15 protein-coding genes are annotated in these 15,735 nt (G+C 61.7%); 4 read left to right on the top strand and 11 right to left on the bottom strand.

The window, feature by feature from the left end; all coding sequences use genetic code 11:
- Positions 1-93: 93 nt before the first annotated feature.
- Positions 94-561 (bottom strand): nuclear transport factor 2 family protein, encoded by a 468-nt coding sequence (locus ABEG21_RS08095; RefSeq protein ID WP_347554154.1) that lies wholly within the window; start codon positions 559-561, stop codon positions 94-96.
- 240 nt (positions 562-801) lie between these two features.
- Here ABEG21_RS08095 and ABEG21_RS08090 point away from each other — a divergent pair, with 240 nt between their 5' ends.
- Positions 802-2,424, top strand: coding sequence for a metallophosphoesterase family protein (locus ABEG21_RS08090; protein WP_347554153.1), 1,623 nt, complete (start codon positions 802-804; stop codon positions 2,422-2,424).
- Between the two features lie 112 nt (positions 2,425-2,536).
- A complete protein-coding gene (locus ABEG21_RS08085; protein ID WP_347554152.1) occupies positions 2,537-3,166 on the top strand; it encodes a DapH/DapD/GlmU-related protein in 630 nt (209 codons plus the stop codon).
- A gap of 31 nt (positions 3,167-3,197) precedes the next feature.
- On the opposite strand, the gene ABEG21_RS08080 is transcribed toward ABEG21_RS08085, so the two are convergent.
- The 8 genes from ABEG21_RS08080 to ABEG21_RS08045 all read right to left on the bottom strand — a co-directional run bounded on the left by ABEG21_RS08080 (position 3,198) and on the right by ABEG21_RS08045 (position 12,591).
- On the bottom strand, positions 3,198-3,779 hold the full coding sequence (locus ABEG21_RS08080; protein ID WP_347556677.1) for an LUD domain-containing protein: 582 nt from the start codon (positions 3,777-3,779) through the stop codon (positions 3,198-3,200).
- A gap of 58 nt (positions 3,780-3,837) precedes the next feature.
- Positions 3,838-5,241, bottom strand: coding sequence for an LUD domain-containing protein (locus ABEG21_RS08075; RefSeq protein ID WP_347554151.1), 1,404 nt, complete (start codon positions 5,239-5,241; stop codon positions 3,838-3,840).
- Positions 5,238-6,095, bottom strand: a complete 858-nt coding sequence (locus ABEG21_RS08070; RefSeq protein WP_347554150.1) for a (Fe-S)-binding protein — start codon at positions 6,093-6,095, stop codon at positions 5,238-5,240. Before ABEG21_RS08070 ends, ABEG21_RS08075 begins: the two co-directional genes overlap by 4 nt.
- Positions 6,096-6,117: 22 nt before the next feature.
- Positions 6,118-7,554, bottom strand: a complete 1,437-nt coding sequence (aldA, locus tag ABEG21_RS08065; RefSeq protein ID WP_347554149.1) for an aldehyde dehydrogenase — start codon at positions 7,552-7,554, stop codon at positions 6,118-6,120.
- Between the two features lie 22 nt (positions 7,555-7,576).
- Entirely contained in the window at positions 7,577-8,398 is an 822-nt protein-coding gene (locus ABEG21_RS08060; protein ID WP_347554148.1) for an HpcH/HpaI aldolase/citrate lyase family protein, read from the bottom strand.
- 13 nt (positions 8,399-8,411) lie between these two features.
- Positions 8,412-9,818, bottom strand: a complete 1,407-nt coding sequence (locus ABEG21_RS08055; RefSeq protein WP_347554147.1) for an MFS transporter — start codon at positions 9,816-9,818, stop codon at positions 8,412-8,414.
- A gap of 131 nt (positions 9,819-9,949) precedes the next feature.
- On the bottom strand, positions 9,950-11,140 hold the full coding sequence (rhmD, locus tag ABEG21_RS08050; protein ID WP_347554146.1) for an L-rhamnonate dehydratase: 1,191 nt from the start codon (positions 11,138-11,140) through the stop codon (positions 9,950-9,952).
- Positions 11,141-11,265: 125 nt separating this feature from the next.
- Entirely contained in the window at positions 11,266-12,591 is a 1,326-nt protein-coding gene (locus ABEG21_RS08045) for an MFS transporter (protein ID WP_347554145.1), read from the bottom strand.
- Between the two features lie 130 nt (positions 12,592-12,721).
- Between ABEG21_RS08045 and ABEG21_RS08040 the strand changes: the two genes are divergently transcribed.
- A complete protein-coding gene (locus ABEG21_RS08040; RefSeq protein WP_347554144.1) occupies positions 12,722-13,714 on the top strand; it encodes a LysR substrate-binding domain-containing protein in 993 nt (330 codons plus the stop codon).
- A 41-nt stretch (positions 13,715-13,755) separates the two neighbouring features.
- Positions 13,756-14,235, top strand: coding sequence for a hypothetical protein (locus tag ABEG21_RS08035; RefSeq protein ID WP_347554143.1), 480 nt, complete (start codon positions 13,756-13,758; stop codon positions 14,233-14,235).
- A 14-nt stretch (positions 14,236-14,249) separates the two neighbouring features.
- Here the strand turns inward: ABEG21_RS08035 and ABEG21_RS08030 are convergent, their stop codons facing one another.
- The gene (locus ABEG21_RS08030; protein ID WP_347554142.1) at positions 14,250-15,125 is read right to left on the bottom strand and encodes an amidohydrolase family protein; all 876 of its coding nucleotides are present in this window, start codon (positions 15,123-15,125) and stop codon (positions 14,250-14,252) included.
- The gene (locus ABEG21_RS08025) at positions 15,122-15,685 is read right to left on the bottom strand and encodes a carboxymuconolactone decarboxylase family protein (protein ID WP_347554141.1); all 564 of its coding nucleotides are present in this window, start codon (positions 15,683-15,685) and stop codon (positions 15,122-15,124) included. The genes ABEG21_RS08030 and ABEG21_RS08025 overlap by 4 nt, the downstream gene beginning before the upstream one ends.
- Between the last annotated feature and the right edge of the window lie 50 nt (positions 15,686-15,735).

The raw sequence follows: 15,735 nt of genomic DNA, 5'->3' as shown, positions 1-15,735 counted from the left end.
GGTCGAGGGCGTTTTGCCTTGTGCGGCGCGCTGGCAAGAAAGGCCATCGATCACCGTGAACGCTTGCGCGGCACGGTGCGCTGCCTGCGCGAATCAGGCCGGCACGGTCGTGCTGCCGCGTGCCATCAACTGCCAACCGCTCTTTGTCATGGTCCAGCAGAGCAGGACCTTGATATGACTCGTGCTGGTCTTGGCATCGTTGTTCACGACATCATAGGTATGGCGCACGATACCGGTCGGCCCGGAGATATACACCGTTTGCTCCGATGTCGCGATCGATAGATAACGCTTCTTGCCAGCAATATTCTCGAGCAAGACCGGCTTGGTCCAGACGCGGCCATCCGAATGCGAGTACGTCATTTTTTCATTCAGAATCTTTTTCAAGACATCGCCGTCGCCATTCACCAGGGCGCTGCGCAAGGCCTCTGTCGCGGCTTCCAATGACGCGGTGTCGTCACGATGCGATGCGGCAAAGGCTTGCGGCGACAATCCCGCCGCGACGATCCCCGCACCCAGCCCGACCAGTGCACTACGACGCCCTGCTTGCTTCTCTTCACGCATACCGGCTCTCCTCCTGAATCGTTCTTCGTATCGACGCCGCGCGGTGCGCGCTGCGTCGAATATGACTGAATCGATCATTCACGATTGATCGATCCGAGCATTTTATAGAATTACCGCACAAAATGACTGGATGAAAACCCTAGGAAGCGCGCGAAAAGGTCATATTGCGAAGCGCCTGACCCGTGGCTGTCATCCGGCTTTCATACCATCGTCGTTTTATCTCCAGAGAAAACCACGGTCATGAACGATCAGCATGCAGTGTCGGAATGCGATCTCAGTCGTCGTCGGCTCCTGGCGGCAGCCGGCGTCGGCGCGGGGGCCTTGCTGGCATCGACGCAAGGGCGCGCCGCACCCCGACCGAGCGACGCGGCACTGTCGAAAACGTCGGAGATGCAGGCCGGTACGGATCCAGTCAACACGCCGCCCGTGGCAGGCCTGCATTTGCAATTCGGCGCCGATGCGGCATCGGAAGTCGTGGTGTCCTGGCATACCCTGCAAGCGGTGACGCAAGCACGCGTACTGCTTGGTCGCTTGGACGGCGCGCTCGAAAAAACCGCGCTTGCGGTGCCGGTTAGCTATACCGATGGCAAGTCCGGGCAAGTGGTCCATGCCTATCACGCGCGCTTTGACCATCTGGAGCCGGATACGCCTTATCTCTACGCGGCATTGCATGACGGCGCGACGCCGCAATTCGGCACCTTCCGCACGGCACCGCGCGGCCGCTATCCGTTTTCCTTCACCAGCTTCGGTGATCAGGGCACGCCGACACTCGGCCGCCAGATCTCCATCCCCAAGGCGGGCGGCGGCGAGCAGTCCGTCTACGTCAACGACAATCTCGGCGCGCCGGCAGCGGGCGACACGACGCTTGGCGTGGAGCGCCTGCGCCCGCTGTTTCACTTATTCAACGGCGATCTCTGCTACGCGAATCTGTCGCATGATCGCGTGCGCACCTGGTGGGATTTCTGGAACAACAACACGCGCAGCGCACGCAATCGCCCGTGGATGCCCTCGCCCGGCAACCACGAGAACGAGGCCGGCAACGGTCCGATCGGCTATCAGGCCTATCAAACCTATTTCTCGCTGCCGCCTGCGCCCGGCCAGACCGATGTGACACGCGGGCTGTGGTACGCATTCACGGTGGGGTCGATGCGGGTGGTGGCGATCGCCAACGACGACGTCGCCTATCAGGATGCAGGCGATTCCTATGTCCGCGGGTATTCGCAAGGCGCGCAGAAGATCTGGCTGCGCAACACGCTCGCGGCAGCACGGGCGGACACGTCGATCGATTGGCTGGTCGTGTGCATGCATCAAGTGGCGATATCCACCGCCGACCAATTCAACGGCGCCGATCTGGGCGTCCGTCAGGAGTGGCTGCCGCTGTTCGACGAATTCGGCGTCGATCTGGTCCTATGCGGTCACGAGCATCATTACGAACGCTCGCATCCGATCCGCGGTCAACAGAACAATGCCACGCTGACGCCAATTCCGCGCGCGCATGACACCAATGTGATCGACACGACCCAAGGCACCGTGCATATGGTGATCGGCGGAGGCGGCACATCGGCGCCGTCGAATCGCTTGTTTTTCACGCCACCGTGCTGCCGCGTGATCACCGGTGTGGGCGATCGCAATCCCGAGACCGGAAAGCGCACGCCGATCTATGTCAAAGAAGACGCCCCATGGTTCGCGGTGCGCAATGCGGCACACGCCTATGGCTTCGCCGGCTTCGATGTGGATCCCGGAAAGCATCCGGGCGACATGACGACCATCACCGTCAAGTATTACGACGTTGTCGGGCCTGATGGCGAGATCGCGCCTTTCGAGCAGTTCACGCTGCGTCGCCCCCGACGCGACACACGCTAGTATCCGCACCGCGCACGGGATTCTCTTGCGCGGATTATTTAATGACGTCTAGACATCCAGATTTCATGTTCATCGCATAAAGTGGCGCATCCCTGTGTACAAGGAGCCAGAAATGCCTGTTTCAGACCCTGCACGCCCGAAGATTGCGCGAACGGTGATCAGTCCGACCGCCCACCTCCGAGAGGTGGTCATCGGCGAGCATTGCGAGATACTGCACGACACGGCGCTCGAATATGCCAGCTTGGGCGACTATTCCTATATCGGTGAACGCTGCCTCATCGCCGACGTGGACATCGGGCGATTCTGCGCCATCGCCGCGCATGTCCGTATCGGTGCGCCGAATCATCCGATGGATCGTGCTTCGCAGCATCGATTCACCTACTGTCCGGAGTATTACTTCGACACGGCGTCGCGCGACACGGCGTTTTTTGCGGCACGGCGTGCGGCGCGCACGGTGATCGGCAACGATGTCTGGATCGGACATGGGGTCGTCGTGCTGCCGGGCGTACGCGTGGGCGACGGCGCGGTGCTGGCCGCCGGCGCCGTCATCAACCGCGACGTGGCCCCTTATACGATCGTGGGCGGCGTGCCCGCGCGTGTATTGCGCGATCGCTTCGCACCGGATATCGCGCGACGGTTGCAGGACATCGCGTGGTGGAACTGGTCGGAAGAGATGCTTAATGCACGGCTCGATGACTTCCAGCATGGGGACATCGCGGCCTTCTGCGCGAAGTGGGGCTAGCGTGTGGCGCGGCAGGGCCAGCCCTCTCGGGTCAGGCTTTGCGGCACCAGATCACGGTCAAGGAGCGTACGCCCTGTGCGCCACGGATCATCACGCCCTCGATATCGGCGGTGGCGGACGGTCCGGTGACCAAGACGCAGTACTTCGCCGTCTTGAAATCGTCGCGCTGATAGGCGTGCTGTACGCCCTCTTCCAAACTGTCCGGATCCAGCAGCACGACGAGATGCTGCGCTAGGTAGCCGATGGCATTGACGATATATTCCGCCTCGCTCAGCCAGACGGAACCCGTCTCGCATATCCCGAAACGGGCACGCACGACGCCGACGTCCAAGTTTGCAAACTGCGCCGGTGGGATCGTCGCGTCGAGGGCCGCATTGCCTTGTACTTCCGCGGCTGCCGATGCAATCCGCGCATCGGCACCGAAACGTTCCGTCAGCCAGTTCGGCAAGCCGGCCACGCCGCCTATCGCATCGAGCACGACCGCGTTGCCGCCCATCGTATTGAGCGCTTGTTCGAAGCGTTCCTGCCGACTGCGCGTATCGAGGACCGGAAATACCGGGACGGACGGGAGCGGCTTGCCTGCAGGCTGCGCGCGTCGCACTTTTTCCAGCATCCGCGCCCGCGCCGCTGCCCCGCTCGACGCTTGCAACACACCGTCCGCGCCGCGCGCCTCAGTCGTCATCGCCCTTACCTCGCGTTCGTCGATACCAGTCATGAAACGTTTCCTTCGGCACCTCGGGGAGATCGCGCTGACGGCCCCAGATATTGAGCGGGTTGTACAAAACGAAATGCGGTAGACGTCGCATCGTCCCCTGCATTGCCCGCAGCGTGCCGCGATAGACGGTCGGACTCGCCAACAGTCGGCCGGCCATCTTCTGCACTTCGGTCTTCACCAGCGGGACCTCGCCTTCACGCGACAACACCTGACGCCAGCGATAGATCTGCTCGTGAATATTGATCTTCACCGGACACACGGCTGTACAACTGCCGTTCAGCGTCGAGGCAAAAGGCAAGGCGCTGAACTTGCGCAGATCATGCGCCGGATTGATGATCGCGCCGATCGGACCCGAATAGGTACTGCCGTACGACAGGCCGCCGCTGCGACGATACACGGGACAAGTATTCATGCAGGCACCGCAGCGGATGCATTTCAAGGAAGGCCAGAAATCCGGCATCGCCAGGCGTTCGCTGCGGCCGTTATCGACCAGGATATAGTGCATCTCCGTGCCATCGCGCGGCCGCTGGAAATGGGATGTGTATTGCGTGATCGGCGAGCCCAAGGCGCTGCGCGACAGCATACGGATAAAGACGCCGAGGTCCGACATGCGCGGAATCAGCTTCTCGATCCCGATCGAGGCAATATGCAGACCGGGAATATTCGCGGACAGATCGGCATTGCCCTCGTTCGTGCACACCACCACGCTGCCGGTTTCGGCTATCGCAAAATTACAGCCGGTCATCCCCGCCGCATCCTCGCGCAAGAAAGAGGGACGCGTGTTGTTGCGCTGGCTTTCCGCGAGGTAATGGATGTCGTCGTTCTGCGCGTCGGTGCCGATCTCGCGCGCGAATAGCGCCGCGACATCGCCGCGCAATTTATGCACGGCCGGCACCACCATATGGCTGGGATCCTGATGATCGAGCTGCTGAATGCGTTCGCCCAGATCCGTTTCCATCACCTCGATACCGACACCCGCGAGATGGTCGCGCATCGCGCATTCGTCGGTCAGCATCGATTTGCTTTTCACCAGCACCTTCAAGCCGCGCTCCTGCATCAGGCGCGTGACGATCGCATTGTGTTCGTCGGCGTCGGCGGCCCAGTGCACGGTGACGCCGTTCGCCTCGGCGCGATCGGCGAACTGTGCCAGATAATCGGCGAGATGCGATAAGGTGTGTTCCTTGATACCGGAAGCCGTCTCGCGCAAGGTCTCCCACTCGGGCAAGGCATGCGCCTGCGCGTCCCGCTTGCTGCGGAGATCCCAGAGGCGTTTGTCATGAAACGCAAGATGGGCTTCCTTTGCGATGAACTGCTTGGCCGCCGACGCGTGGTCGACGCGCTTTGCGCCGCGGGCACTCATTGGCGCGGACTCCGCAGCACGACGCGCTGCTGTACGGCGCCACCGGTGACGGCCTCCGGCACGTCAGGTGTACGGACCACCGCCCGTTCCGGCGTCGCGTACTGTCCGACGCTTCCCGCATCGCCGTTCAAAATCTGCGCGATATGCATAAAACGCGCCGCGATCTGTTGCCGTTGCGCACAGCCCTGTTGATGCATCAGGCAGGACATGTCGCCGGAGACGATATAGTCCGCGCCCGCTTCGAGATGGCGCGCCACTTTTTCCTGGCCCATCCGCACCGATACCGCTTCTTCGCCGACGGCAAACGTCCCGCCAAAGCCGCAGCACTCGTCGGCGCGTTGCGGTTCGACAAAGCGAATGTCGGCCACGCCTTCCAACAAGGCGCGTGCTTTGGAAAACGTCGGACCACCGATTTCACTGCTGCTCGCACCGCCCAGGTGACGCTGCGCGCTGCAACTGTTATGCAGCCCGACGCGATGCGGGAACCGTGCCCAGGGGAAATCCCTCACCTTCAACACGTCATGCAGAAATTCCGTCAGTTCATACGCGTTACGGCGGACGCGTAGCACATCGTCTTCCTGCGGGATCGCGTCGAGGTGCGCGCGGATGTGATGGATGCAACTGGCGGAAGGCCCGACGATATAGTCATAGCCGCGGAAGTTATCGACAAAGACGCGTTCGGCGCCGGCCGCTTCTTGTTGCGCGCCGCTATTCGCCATCGGTTGGCCGCAACAGGTCTGGCGCGCGGGGTAGTCGACGTCGACGCCAAGCCGCTCGAGCAGCTCCAGCGTCGCGATGCCGACGTCCGGGTAGAACGCATCAATGAAGCAGGGTATGAACAAAGCCACTTTCATCGTAGATTCCGGGAACCCCGTATCAGGTTTGCAGATAAACGACCTGCGTATGCGTGTATTCGAGCACGCCATGCTTGCCGTCCGCCCCGCCGATGCCGCTTTTCCGTACGCCGGCGTGAAAGCCCTGCATCGCCTCGAAGTTTTCGCGATTGATATACGTCTCGCCGAAGTCCAAGCCCTGGACCGCATGCATCGCCTTCGAGATGTTTTCAGTGTACACCGAGGAGGTCAAACCGTAGTCCGAGTCATTCGCCAGCGCAATGGCGTGATCGAGGTCGTCGACGATCTGGATCGGCAGTACCGGACCGAAGATTTCCTCACGCATGATCGCCATATCTTCGCGACAATCGACGATCACCGTCGGCTCGAAGTGGAAACCCTGCCCCAGGTCGGCCACCTTGCCGCCAAGCACGATCTTGCCGCCCTGCTCGCGCGCGCCGCTGACTTTGGCGAGCACCTTATCGAGCCCGGCCTGATTGATCAGCGGACCCATCTCGACGTTGCCGTCGCTGCCCGGATCGCCATAGCGCGTCGCCTTCATCGCCGCGGTGATTTTCGAGATGAAAGCATCGGCCACGCCGCGTTCGACATAGACGCGCTCGGCGCAATTGCAGACCTGTCCCGTATTGATGATGCGCGAGCTGCGAATGGCGTTGACGGCAAGGTCGAGATTGGCGTCGGCGAGGACGATCGCCGGTGCCTTTCCGCCTAATTCGAGATTCAATTTCGTCAGGTTTTTCGCCGATGCGGCCATGATGCGCTGGCCAGTGCCAACGCTGCCGGTAAAGCTGATCATATCGACGCCGGCGTGGGCGCTCAGTTGACCGCCCACCTCGCCTTTGCCGCCCACTACGTTGAAGACGCCCGCCGGGAGATCGGTCCGTGCGACGATCTTCGCGAATTCGAAACAATTGTTGGGCGTTTCCTCACTCGGCTTGATCACGATGGTGTTGCCCATGATCAGGGCCGGCGCCATCTTGCGTGCAATGAGAAAGAACGGGAAGTTCCAGGGCAGGATGCCTGCGACCACGCCCATCGGCTTGCGAAACAGGAACATCGTTTCATTCGCGCGATCGCTGGGGATGATCTCGCCTTCGATACGCCGCGCCCACTCGGCCATGTAATCGATATAGTCGGCCGTGAAATTGACCTCGACCTCGGCCAAGCCGCGTATCTTGCCTTGCTCGCGCACGATCACATCGGCTAGGCGCGCGACGTCTTCCCGCAATGCCGCTGCGATTCGCCGCAGATGCCCGGCGCGCTCGATGGGGGTTTTCTTTGCCCAGCCGCGTTGCGCTTTTCGCGCTGCACCGATCGCCCGATCGACGTGCTCGGCACTGGCGATCGGCGCGCGCGAAAGCAGCGCACCGGTTGCGGGATTCGTCACATCGAAATGCGCCGGCGATTCGACGAATGCGCCATCGATATAGTGTTGATAGGTACTGATGGAATCGGGCATGCCTGTCTCCTGATGAATGTTTTCAATAGGTGCCGCGGGATCGAACGGCCGGCGTTGTCGCATTGCCGCCGGCTTCCGGCGTCTTGTAGCGCGCCAGCGTCTGGGTCAGGCCAAGCCGCAATTGCGGGATATCGATGGCCACGGCGACGAAGCTCGCGCCCCACTCGCGATAGCGAATCGCGTCGTCATAGGCCGGCGCCAGAATGCCGGCGGCCTTCCCCGCCCCACGGGCGGCATCGATGATGCGCTTGATTGCGGTCTGCACTTCCGCATGACTCGCGTCGCCCGGATGACCGAGTGCGGCCGATAGATCGGCGGGCCCGACAAAGAGACCGTGCACGCCTTCGGTTTTCGCGATCGCGTCGACATGATCGAGACCGGCGAGCGATTCGATCTGGACGGTGAGACAAAGCGATGCATCGGCGCGCGCGAGGTAATCGGGGATGCCGTCCCATCGCGTCGCCCGTGTCAGCCCGCCACCGATGCCACGGAAACCATGGGGCGGATAACGCATCGCCCGGACCAGTGCGCTTGCCTGCTCCGCCGTTTCGACCATCGGCACCATCAAACTGGTGGCGCCGATATCGAGCAACTGCTTGATCAACGACGGGTCGTGGTTCACCGTCCGGACGACCGGATGCGTCGCGTAGGGGGCGACCGCTTGCAATTGCGAGAGAATCGTCTGAACCGAATTCGGTGCGTGTTCGCCGTCGATCAACATCCAGTCATAACCGCATTGCGCAATGATTTCGGTTGCGTAATTGCTGGCGAAGCTGTTCCAGGTGCCGTATTGCGGCGTATGGGCTGCGAGCGCCTGCTTGAAAGCATTCAGCAAGGGGTCCATCGCGTTTCTCCTTTCAGGTTTGCGTATGCGGACGGGCGATCGGCCGCGGTGCCGCGTCGGATTCTCGTGGCTGATCGCGTGGCTCGGCCGTCAGGAAGAGATAGGCGAGCGCCCCGCCGATCGCGACCACCGCGCTGATGACCAGCGCCGCCGTAAAGGAGCCGGTCTTCTGCACGACCATGCCGGTGATCAGCGGTGCAAAGGCGCCGCCGAAATAGCCGCCGAAATTCTGCAGGCTTGCAAGCGACGCGACCATCCGCGACGGGACCGCCACGCTGACCATCGACCAGGCGCCGGCAATGCTGACATTCAGCGCGAACATCGCCACGCACAGCATGCCGATCGCGCTGGCCGTACCGCTGACGTAAGCCGTTGCCACGGTGGCCAGCGCGGCGAACAGCAGGCCGCAGGCAATCGGCCAGCGGCGGCTGGCCCACGGATTTCGACTGCGCCGCGCCAAGCCATCGACGATGGCGCCGCCACTCAGTACGCCGAGCGTCCCGAATAAAAAGGGAATGCTGGAGACCCAACCGGCATTGGCCAAGCTGATGCCATGCACGCGTTGGAAATACGCGGGAAGCCAGGTCAGAAACAGCGTGGTCATATAGATCACGCCGACATAGCCGAGGATCAGGCCCCAGGTGACCTGGAGCTTGAACAAGCCGCGCCAGTCCGCCATCGTTACTTGCTGCGGCGTCTCGGTGGGCATCGCCGTGGCATTGCGCGCGGCGTGATGTGCATCGAGGCGGCCGTCAATGCCAGCCGGGTCGACGGTAGGCGCCGGACTGACTTCGGTACCGGCCAAATAGCGATATTCATCGCTGTGCAGCGCTACGGTGCGACGGTCGCGATATACCAGATACCAGACGAACGCCACGCCGACGCCGAGCGCGCCCATCGTCATAAAGGTCGCGCGCCAGCCGATCGCCAATAGAAACGCGGACAGGATCGGCTGACTGATCGCCGGCCCCAGCGACGACGACATATTGAAAATACCGGATGGCACGCCGCGCTCTTTCGGATGAAACCATTCGCTGACCACTTTGGCGCCCGCTGGAAATTGCGGTGCTTCGCCGAGCCCGAGGAGGACGCGTGCGGCAAGCAGATGCGAAAGCTGCGTCATGACGCCGATCGCGGCTTGTGCGATCGACCAGACGCACATGCCGATGGCCAAGGTGACGCGTGCCCCGAAGCGGTCGAGCAAGCCACCGATCGGTAACTGCGCGACCGCGTACGCCCAGGAAAACACCGCGAGCAGCAGCCCCATTTGCGTGGGGCTGAACGACAGTTCGTGCGACATCGTCGAATTCGCCACCGCCAGGGTGCTACGGTCGAGATAATTGACGAAGCCGGCGATGACCAGCAGCGTCAACGCAAGCACCTGCGTGCGCCGCAGGCGCGGCGTTTTTGCGTATTGCATCTCTGTCTCCTCCACTACGGCTGCTGTGCAGCTCTACGGGAATCGGGTGAAGCCCCGAGCATTCGACCGGCACTGCCTGACGGCGATGCACGCCTCACGGCATGCCGACCGAGGGCTGAGACGTCTCGTCGTCAATGATCATAGGGACGGTGTAATTTGCATTCGGGGTTCAAGCGCACGCCGAATCCCGGCTTGTCCAGCGCCGACGCCCGCATCCGTCCGTTTTCCGGCACCGGTTCGTCGAGCAATTGCGGATGGAACATCGGCACCACCTGATCGGCCTTGGGCGCCATCATCAAAAACTCGGCGAAGGGACTGTTGTGTCGCGTAATGACGAAGTGATAGCTATAGACCGACGAACCATGCGGCACGACCATGGCCCCATGCGCATCGGCCAGTGCCGAAATCTTGATCAGCTCGGTCACGCCGCCACACCAGCCGACGTCTGGCTGGATGACGTCGCAGCAGCCCATCTCCAGCAGCATGCGAAAACCCCAGCGCGTGGCTTCATGTTCGCCGGTATTGACCAGCATGCCGGGCGGAACCTGTTTGCGCAATGCGGCATAGCCCCAGTAATCATCGGGCGGCAGCGCTTCTTCGATCCATTTCAGGCCGTAGCGTCGGGCTTCATGCGCAAGGCGGATCGCATAGTTGAGGTCGAGCGACATCCAGCAATCCCACATCAGCCAAAAATCCGGGCCGCACCGCTCACGCATCTCGGCCAGTTCCGCGAGGTTCTTTTGCAAGCCTTCCTCTCCTTCGGCAGGACCGTGATGCAGCGCCATTTTGCCGCCGATGAATCCCATCTTTTTTGCAAGATCGGGCCGCGCACCGGTGGCGTAGAACTGCAGCTCGTCGCGCACGGCGCCGCCGAGCAATTGATGCACCGGCTCGCCGCGAATCTTGCCGAGCAAATCCCATAAAGCCAGATCGATGCCCGAAATCGTGTTGACGACAAGCCCCTTGCGACCGTAATACAGCGAGCCGAAATACATCTGATCCCAGATTTTTTCGATATCGGTGACCTTCGCGCCTTCGACAAAGCGCGACAGATGCTTTTCGACGATGTAGGCGGCCGGCTCGCCACCGGTCGTCACGGCAAAGCCGACAGTGCCGTCGCTGGCCTCCACTTCGACGACCAGGGTACCCAGCACATTGATACCGAAGCTCTTGCGACTCTGGCGATATTCGGGATAGCGACTCATCGGCGTGGCGATATGGTCGTCGATCCAGTGCCCTTCACCCTGGTCATGGTAATCGGCACCGCCGCCCCGTAAGGTATAGGCGCGGATATGCTTGATGGTCGGGGTCGAGGCATTCATGAGGTGCTCCGGAAAACGATAAGGACGAGTGAGATAGGGACGGATCGCAGGCGCGGTTTGCCGAAGGTGCCGATGTCATCGGTAACGCCTTTGCCAGCAAAATCGCACCCTCTCCTGCTGTGCAGTCATGCGCGATAAGGCGGCGCTGACGGGGCGTTTTGTGTCGTACGGCCGCCCATGAAGGCGATCATCACGCCGGCCAGAACGGTCGTGGCGGCTAGCGTGTACAGCCCTGCTGCCGGCGAATGAAAGGCGACCTCGGCAGCATGTTTCAGGTTCGGCGCAATAAAGCCGCCGACGGCGCCGAATGAATTGATCAGACCGAAGCTGGCGGCCGCCGCCGCGCCGCTGACGAAGGCGGCTGGGAAGTGCCAGAAGACGGGTTGTACCGAAATAAACCCGGCCGCGGCGAAACACAGTGCGATCAAGGCGACGATCGGTTGACTAACGGCCACCGAGGCGGCGATGCCCGCCGCGCTGATAAACAGCGTCACGGCAGCCACCATGCGATGCCGGCGATGGCGGTCCGCATAGCCCGGCACGACATAGGCGGCCAAGGCGGAGCAGAGCCAGGGGATCGCCGCCACCAGACCGACCGTGAAGCCGATCTTGCGGCCCATCAAGCCCGCCACCTGCGTGGGAAGATAGAACACCACGCCGTAGACGCTGGCCTGGATCAACAGATAGATCGCGCAAAGATAGAGCACGCGACCATTGAACAGTGCTTGCAGCACCGTGCCGGGGCTGTGCGCACGCTTAGCCTGATCTTCGGCCTCCAGTGCGGCGACCAAGGCGTCCCGTTGCGGCGCCGTCAACCACTTGGCGTCGCGCGGACGGTCGACCAGATAGATCAAGGCGGCGACGCCGACAACGGTGGCGAGCAAGCCCTCGACGAGGAACATCCACTGCCATCCCACCAGACCATTCACGCCATGCAGTTCGAGCAACAGCCCGGATAAAGGACTTCCGACGATAAAGGCGATAGGCGCCCCGAAATAAAACAGCCCAAGGGCCTTGCCGCGCGTTTGCTGGGGAAACCAATAGGTCAGGTAAAGAATGACGCCGGGAAAGAAACCGGCTTCGGCCACGCCGAGCAGGAATCGCAGTGCGTAGAAAGACGTTTCCCCTTTTACAAAGGCCATGGCCGCTGAAATAAGGCCCCACGTCACCATGATCCGGCACATCCAGATACGGGCGCCCACCTTCTGCATGATCAGATTGCTCGGCACTTCGACCAGCGCATAGCCGATGAAGAACACGCCGGCGCCAAACGCATAGGCGGCGTCCGAGATGCCGACGTCCGCCTGGAATTGCGCCTTCGCAAACCCGATATTGGCGCGATCGAGAAAGGCCATGACATACATCAGCAACAAGAAAGGCAATAGCCTTCGGGTCGCCTGCCGGATGGCGGCACGTAAGTCGGGATGGCTTCCCACCGCATGCTGGTTCATGACCTGTCTCCACACGCTTGTTATCGGACTGATTTTTTGTTAGCTGCACTTTACCCAGTACCACCAATAAGCGACTAATCACAAAACCGCTAGAACTGATACGATTCTCTGATCGCCAAGAGGTCCCGACATGAACGCTCCGGTCACGCACGTCCTTCTGAACCGCCTTAGATTCAAGCACTTGCAGATGTTGGTGGCCCTTGGCGTCACGAACAATCTGCACCGCACGGCCGAAGCCTTGCATGTATCGCAGCCAGGGATAACCCGAATGCTGCAGGAGGTCGAGGAGATGCTCGGATGCGCCTTGTTCGAGCGCCGCTCACGCGGCATGCAGCCGAACGAGTTGGGCGAACAAGTATTGCGTTTCGCCCGCAATACCTTGGCGACGCTCGAACGTTTCTCCGCCGACTTCACCGAATTCCGCGAAGGCGGATACGGGCATCTGGCGGTGGGGGCGGTGATGGGCGCGGCGCCGGATCTGGTCGTCAATGCGCTGGTCGAGATCAAAACGTTTCATCCGCGTTTGCGCATCCGCATCATGGGCGATACGACCGATCAGCTGATCGATTTATTGGAGCGTGGCCAGATCGATGTCGCCATCGCGCGGGACGTGACGGCCGACCGACACGATAGTTTCAGCTTCGAGGCGATCGGCAATGAAAGGCTATGCCTCGCGGTGCGGCGCGGTCATCCGCTGTTGCAGCCGGGCAAGCACGATCTCTCGGTGAAAGCCTTGTGTAGAAAATGGCCGTGGTTATTGCAATCGGCGACGACGCCGACGCGCATGGCCTTCGACCTGGCGCTTGCGAACGCACATATCGCGTTTCCGAAAGACATTGTCGAATGCAGTTCCGTCTTCGCGATGTTGCAGATGGTGCAATTGACCGATGCCATCATGCTGCTGTCGGAAACCGTCGTCCGCGACCATGTGAAGTCCGGCGTCCTGGGGCTGCTGCCTGCCGATACCGGCGCGGCCTTGCCGCCCTTCGGCGTGGTGTTGCGGCGCAACGAGACGCCCAGTCCGCAACTGCGAACCTTCCTGCAACTGTTGCGGCAAATGGCCGACGGCGCCGAGTCGACCGGTCCGACAGAGGCGGTGCGCGAGGCAGTCGATCGCATGTGATGCGCTGCCGTATCATTGAACGCAGTCAAAGCGAGGAATGCATGTTGAAGGGATGCTTGCGCCACATCACGGACCCGCGTCGAGGCATGATGCGACGCGGTTTGATTGCGCTATGGGCGGCCTGCTGTTTTCCGCTCGCGGCGCATGCCCAGAGTAGCAATGCCGGACCGAGCGCGACCCCGTCCGGCACATTGCAATTCGAACAGCGCGGTCGCGAGGTCATCGTCACGCTACAAGGCGCGACCTTGGATCACTTTCCGGCGAACAGGTTGCGTCACTTCGATGAAACCGTCGATGCAGGCGACATCGTCCGACGGATGGTCGTCGAAACCGATGCGGGGCTGATGCTGTACGACTTCCGCCGTCATCCGCCGGTGGTTCAGACGATCGGCCTGCGCATGTCGGTGAGACGCGTGTTCTGGCAAGGCGAGGAAGTCGTCATGCAGGGTTCGAAAGGGTGGTTTCGTTTCGAACACGGTGACTTGACGAAGCTGCAATACTCGAAAACGACGTTCCACTGACGCCTGCGTTGGCGTCACGCGAAGCCGAAAAAGCTCGTCGGGTTATCGACGAGCATCTGCGTGCGCCGAGCCGGATCGGGCACGATGCGCGCGATCAGATCGGTCAGATCGCCGTCGTCCGGCATCGCGCTGCTCAAATTGACATGCGGCCAGTCGCTCCCCCACAGCATCCGCTCCGGTGCATGCGCGGCCAATGCGGAAGCGATCGGCACCGTATCGTCGAACGGGGTGCCCTGCTTCGACAGGCGATCGGCGCCCGACAACTTCAGCCAGACCTTCCCCGTATCGAGCAAGCGCCGCAGCGCCCCCATTGCGTCGCCTTCGACGCCGTCGGTAATATCGAGACGCGCGATATGATCGATCACGACCGGTACCCGCAATGTCTCGATAAAAGCCGCCTGCTCGACGATATCGCGGCCGGCCAGATGAATGGCCAGGTGCCAGCCGTGCGGCGCGATACGCGAGCACAAGGTGCGAATGGCCTCCAGATCCGGACGACCGCCAAGATGCGCCAGAAAATGCACGCGCGCGCCACGGACGCCCGCCGCGGCATATTGGGCGATCGTCGCGTCGGTGTCGGACGGGCGAATCAAGGCCACACCGCGGTAGCGCCCCGCGCCGGTCTGCAAGGCGTCGAGCAAGGGACGGTGGTCGTAACCATGCCCCTGACTCTGTACCAACACCGCGCGCGCGAAACCGAGTCGGTCGTGCAAGCGGCGTAACGCGGTTTCCGGCGCGAGCGCCGGGTTGAAACTGCGGTCGTCCGGCAAGGGATAGCGATCGAAGGGGCCGAAGATATGGCAGTGCGCATCGCAGCTGTTCGGCGGCAACACGATCGACGGAACGCGCGATTCTGCCAGCGGCGGTGCCGATGTTTTCAAGGCGCTCATGCGGTAGCGCTCAATTCGTCAGGCGTACCCGCCGGTGGCCGCACGCCGAACACATTGATCGTCATCGAAATCAGCGTGTAATACCCCGCTAGTCCCACCAGATCGACCACCCCTGCCTCGCCGATTCGGCGCACCGTTTCCGCATAGACCGCATCCGATACCTGACGCGTGCGATGGAGTTCGACTAGAAAAGCGTGAATGGCCGAAGCGTCGGCATCCGTCTCCTTAAAGGGAGGTGACTGATGCGTGCGAATGGCTTCCACGATGTCCGGCGCGACCCCGGCTTCCAATGCGATGTGCTTGTGCGCATACCATTCGTATTCGGATGCCCACACGCGTGCCAACGTCAGAATCGCAAGTTCGGACAGGCGCGGCGGCAAGGACGTATCGTAGCGACAATATCGGCCTAGCGCCTGTGCGTGCCGTGCAAGCTCCGGGCGATGCAACCAGACGGCCAGAGGACCTCGCACCCCCTTGCGCGGACCGCTGGCGATCGCGTCATAGACGTCGCGTTGTTCCGGCGACATGTGATCCGGGTCGAGATCTGCTATGCGTTTCATTGAAGCTTTCCTTTATCGCGATGTCATGATGAAGAGGGATGCGAGCGCGA

Origin of the sequence: Robbsia sp. KACC 23696 (genome assembly GCF_039852015.1) — a bacterium.
Taxonomy (GTDB): Bacteria; Pseudomonadota; Gammaproteobacteria; order Burkholderiales; family Burkholderiaceae; genus Robbsia.
The sequence above is the reverse complement of the archived record's forward strand: the minus strand, read 5'-3'. Positions and strand labels throughout refer to the sequence as shown.

Coding starts and splice junctions, on each gene's coding strand:
- ABEG21_RS08095 (WP_347554154.1), bottom strand. CDS start 561: ATGCGTGAAGAGAAGCAAGCAGGGCGTCGTAGTGCACTGGTCGGGCTG.
- ABEG21_RS08090 (WP_347554153.1), top strand. CDS start 802: ATGAACGATCAGCATGCAGTGTCGGAATGCGATCTCAGTCGTCGTCGG.
- ABEG21_RS08085 (WP_347554152.1), top strand. CDS start 2,537: ATGCCTGTTTCAGACCCTGCACGCCCGAAGATTGCGCGAACGGTGATC.
- ABEG21_RS08080 (WP_347556677.1), bottom strand. CDS start 3,779: ATGCTGGAAAAAGTGCGACGCGCGCAGCCTGCAGGCAAGCCGCTCCCG.
- ABEG21_RS08075 (WP_347554151.1), bottom strand. CDS start 5,241: ATGAGTGCCCGCGGCGCAAAGCGCGTCGACCACGCGTCGGCGGCCAAG.
- ABEG21_RS08070 (WP_347554150.1), bottom strand. CDS start 6,095: ATGAAAGTGGCTTTGTTCATACCCTGCTTCATTGATGCGTTCTACCCG.
- aldA (WP_347554149.1), bottom strand. CDS start 7,554: ATGCCCGATTCCATCAGTACCTATCAACACTATATCGATGGCGCATTC.
- ABEG21_RS08060 (WP_347554148.1), bottom strand. CDS start 8,398: ATGGACCCCTTGCTGAATGCTTTCAAGCAGGCGCTCGCAGCCCATACG.
- ABEG21_RS08055 (WP_347554147.1), bottom strand. CDS start 9,818: ATGCAATACGCAAAAACGCCGCGCCTGCGGCGCACGCAGGTGCTTGCG.
- rhmD (WP_347554146.1), bottom strand. CDS start 11,140: ATGAATGCCTCGACCCCGACCATCAAGCATATCCGCGCCTATACCTTA.
- ABEG21_RS08045 (WP_347554145.1), bottom strand. CDS start 12,591: ATGAACCAGCATGCGGTGGGAAGCCATCCCGACTTACGTGCCGCCATC.
- ABEG21_RS08040 (WP_347554144.1), top strand. CDS start 12,722: ATGAACGCTCCGGTCACGCACGTCCTTCTGAACCGCCTTAGATTCAAG.
- ABEG21_RS08035 (WP_347554143.1), top strand. CDS start 13,756: ATGTTGAAGGGATGCTTGCGCCACATCACGGACCCGCGTCGAGGCATG.
- ABEG21_RS08030 (WP_347554142.1), bottom strand. CDS start 15,125: ATGAGCGCCTTGAAAACATCGGCACCGCCGCTGGCAGAATCGCGCGTT.
- ABEG21_RS08025 (WP_347554141.1), bottom strand. CDS start 15,685: ATGAAACGCATAGCAGATCTCGACCCGGATCACATGTCGCCGGAACAA.